The organism is Allobosea sp. P4_C6, from assembly GCF_056402015.1.
The window spans coordinates 1-3,164 of the sequence record NZ_JBFUIF010000154.1; the positions used below are offsets into that span (position 1 = coordinate 1).

A 3,164-nucleotide genomic window follows, 5' to 3' on the forward strand; every position below is an offset into this window, starting at 1 on the left:
TTGAAGAGGTAGCGTTCATTCTGCCCGGCCAGATGAGGCACTTCGGTATCTCGGGCGATGCCATCTTCGCCATGACAAGCGGCGCATTGCTCCACGGTGGAGTGCCTCGGTTCGGCGAGTGCTGGAGCGGCGATCAACGCCATCGCTAAGGTCAGTCGAAGCATCACCTCATTTCTCCCCGCTTGTTCCATCCGCCGAACCGGCCGCGATGGGATGCTCGGCAGTAGCAATCGCCCGCGTCCCGCTTCCGGCCAGATCTTCGCGCTAGCGCTTGCGACCCTGCCCCTTCCCTCGGGCCGCTGCAATGACGGCCGGCTCCGCTGTCAGCGCCGCCCGGCGTTCAACCTTCTCCTTCGTGGCATCGGTATCGGCGAGCACACGGTCCACAGCAATCGCCGCCTCCGCTCGCACATCGTCGGCGTTGGCCTTCTGCTGCTCTATTGAAACGGCATCTACGATTGAGACCGAATGGCGGCGTCCAGCTTCGCCAGCCTCACGACCGGCTGGCCGCGGTTCAGGAACTCGACGCCTGCTGCCTCTAGTGCCGTTGGAACTCGGTGCACGACATCAAGACCGCTGGTGAGTGTACTCGCTCCACGCTTTTCCATCTCTGCTGCCGCCGCGCTGCTTCGCAACAGGAGCAAGCAATGAAGAACGTGATAGGAATCGCAACGCTAATTGCATTCGTGATGCCAACAATTGCAGACGCTGCTAGTGCCGCCGCATCGGCCCGTTAATCGCGAGATCGGTGCCACGTCGCCTTGCGGTATTGAGTGGATGAAAATGACCGCCACGCCGCCGTTCCGACGCGCTCAGGTATTGATCCGCCAGCTCTACGAGGGCGACTCGCGCCGGGCGCACCAATTCCGCTATACGCTGCTCGCTTTCGATCTGGTCACGCTGCTGTTCATCGTCGCGACCTCGTTCGTTCCGGGCAACGCCGTCACCGAGACGCTCGATGTCGTGTTCGGCCTCGTCATCCTGGCGGACTTTGGCGCGCGCCTGCTGATCAGCCGCCACCGCCTGCGCGACCTACTGCGCCCGACCACATTGGCCGACATCGCGGCGATCACGTCATTCCTCGCGCCACTGGTGGGCGAGGGCGCGGGCTTCCTGCGCGTCGTACGCACTTTGCGGCTGCTGCGCAGCTACCAGCTGCTGGCGCGGCTGCGTCGCGACTCGGCGTATTTCCGCGACAACGAGGAGATCATCATCGCGGTCGCCAATTTCGTGGTGTTCCTGTTCGTGATGACCGGCTTCGTCTACGAGACGCAGCACGCCAGCAATCCGCACATCATCAACTATGCGGACGCGCTGTATTTCACCGTCACGGCGCTGACCACCACCGGTTTCGGTGACATCACGCTGCAGGGCACCACCGGGCGGCTCATCTCGGTCACCATCATGATCTTCGGCGTGACGCTGTTCTTCGGGCTGGCCAAGGCGGTACTGCGTCCGAACAAGGTGCGCTTCCCCTGCCCGACCTGCGGCCTGCTGCGTCACGATCCCGACGCGTCGCACTGCAAGGCCTGCGGGCAGGTGCTGAACATTCCGTACGAGGAGGAATAGAGCTTTTTGGGCTGATCGCCGCTAGTGCGGAACGGAACGAGACTCAACAAATAAACCCTTGCGCGCCCTTTCCCCTAGCCCGCCCGAGGGCAACGTTGGCAAGCGCGCGGCCATCGATCTCGTCATCGCTTATGGCGACGCTCCCGACGTCATTGCCGCCATGCGCTGGCCGTCCTAGGCGATGGGAGCCCGGCCCAATCTGTGAGCTGGAACGGGCAGCAGGGCACCGAGATGTCTTCACGTGCGCCAACATGGCGCCTGGCCAGGGAGCTACGAGCCGCGTCACCCACGCGCTGATCCGCGACGTGCCGCGGGCGAGCCGCTCGTCCCAGATCCCGGAACTCCAGAAGAATGCGGACGGGTCGGGGCGATGATCGCACTCGTCTCGGTCATTTGTCGTCGAGCCGGTCGAGCGTCCGCAATGCCGCAATCATTAGAAACTTGCGGAGTACGTTTGCCGAAAGCTCGGATTTCAGGTCGACCCGTTTGGCGAACGCGGCAAGATCAGTGTCCTGATTGAACGTAAACGCCAGACTGATGAATACGGCTGCCTCTGCCGAACGCGCATTGTTCGCTTGAGCCTGCTGAAGCAAAGTTATCTTTTGGAGGCATTCGGAAAACGTTTCCTTGAGTTGATACCGCGCCCATTCCTTGGTCGAGACCAGACGGGTTATTCGATTGATGTCAGACGTTTTGGATTCCGCAGTTACCCATGCATCCTCGGCGGGCGTGTTGGTCGGCACGACGTCGAGGATTTCGCGACAATAGGCCTCGACCAGTCGCGACAGCTCCACCCGGTTTACGGGGCTAAAAGGTTGCTTAAAGGCAAACCCGAATAGGTCGCCTTGCGCCGAACCGGGCGCAGTCGCCTGCGAATAAGCCGCTGTCGTTGCTGCGGTCGCCAGAGCGGCGAACATCAGGCCGGCAAGGATGGTCGGACGGCTCGTCATGGGGCGGCCTTGCACGGCCACGCGCTGCGCAGTGCCGCTGTCGCCAGTATAGCAAAGGGCTCATGCTGTCTGGCGGGCAGCTGGTCGATATACGCCACGACGACGCGAGCTACTTCGGCGATATAGACGCCATCGAGCTTGCAACTCTTCGGGTCGACGAAGGCAATCCCGGCAACGAAGCCGCCGCAATATCCTTCGTTGAAAGTAGCTAGCGGACCTCTTTGACTGGCGTTTCCAAACGCACGGCAGCGGGACAGCAATTTATTCTCCGACAGCCCTTGGGCGGAGACCGTCTCAACGCTCAATGCCGTGATGAGAACAGCCATCGACAACCAAAACATCGCCCACCCCCACAATCGCCTCTCGCATATGTCGCCAGGACATATTTATTTTTCATGCTGCGGGACGGCGCTCCGCGTTCAGCCGGGTCAGCAGCGCGTCGCATATTATGTCAGCAACGACAGATGTGATCTATATCAGAAGGTCAGGTATAAATATGATAGTGGTTTGATATTAAACATATTTTTTACCTGGTTGACCTTGGAGTTAGCCCTTGAGGGGGACGTTTAGAAGCGAGGCAATTGACCGGCGACCCAAGGTACGCCCTCAGCCAAAGCGGGTGGTCTTCGAAACCGGCCCCCTTTC

General features: G+C 60.7%; 3 protein-coding genes. 1 reads left to right on the forward strand and 2 read right to left on the reverse strand.

Features of this window, described 5'->3' with window-relative positions; genetic code table 11:
* The first annotated feature begins 783 nt into the window (after positions 1-783).
* Positions 784-1,569, forward strand: a complete 786-nt coding sequence (locus tag AC1DVA_RS27205) for an ion channel (RefSeq protein WP_476807959.1) — start codon at positions 784-786, stop codon at positions 1,567-1,569.
* Between the two features lie 389 nt (positions 1,570-1,958).
* Here the strand turns inward: AC1DVA_RS27205 and AC1DVA_RS27210 are convergent, their stop codons facing one another.
* Positions 1,959-2,519, reverse strand: a complete 561-nt coding sequence (locus AC1DVA_RS27210; protein ID WP_265055445.1) for a hypothetical protein — start codon at positions 2,517-2,519, stop codon at positions 1,959-1,961.
* The gene (locus AC1DVA_RS27215) at positions 2,516-2,845 is read right to left on the reverse strand and encodes a Rap1a/Tai family immunity protein (RefSeq protein ID WP_265055446.1); all 330 of its coding nucleotides are present in this window, start codon (positions 2,843-2,845) and stop codon (positions 2,516-2,518) included. The genes AC1DVA_RS27210 and AC1DVA_RS27215 overlap by 4 nt, the downstream gene beginning before the upstream one ends.
* Between the last annotated feature and the right edge of the window lie 319 nt (positions 2,846-3,164).

What these genes read in the sequence shown, in the direction of transcription:
- AC1DVA_RS27210 (WP_265055445.1), bottom strand. Translation starts at nt 2,519, where the DNA reads ATGACGAGCCGTCCGACCATCCTTGCCGGCCTGATGTTCGCCGCTCTG.
- AC1DVA_RS27215 (WP_265055446.1), bottom strand. Translation starts at nt 2,845, where the DNA reads ATGGCTGTTCTCATCACGGCATTGAGCGTTGAGACGGTCTCCGCCCAA.
- AC1DVA_RS27205 (WP_476807959.1), top strand. Translation starts at nt 784, where the DNA reads ATGACCGCCACGCCGCCGTTCCGACGCGCTCAGGTATTGATCCGCCAG.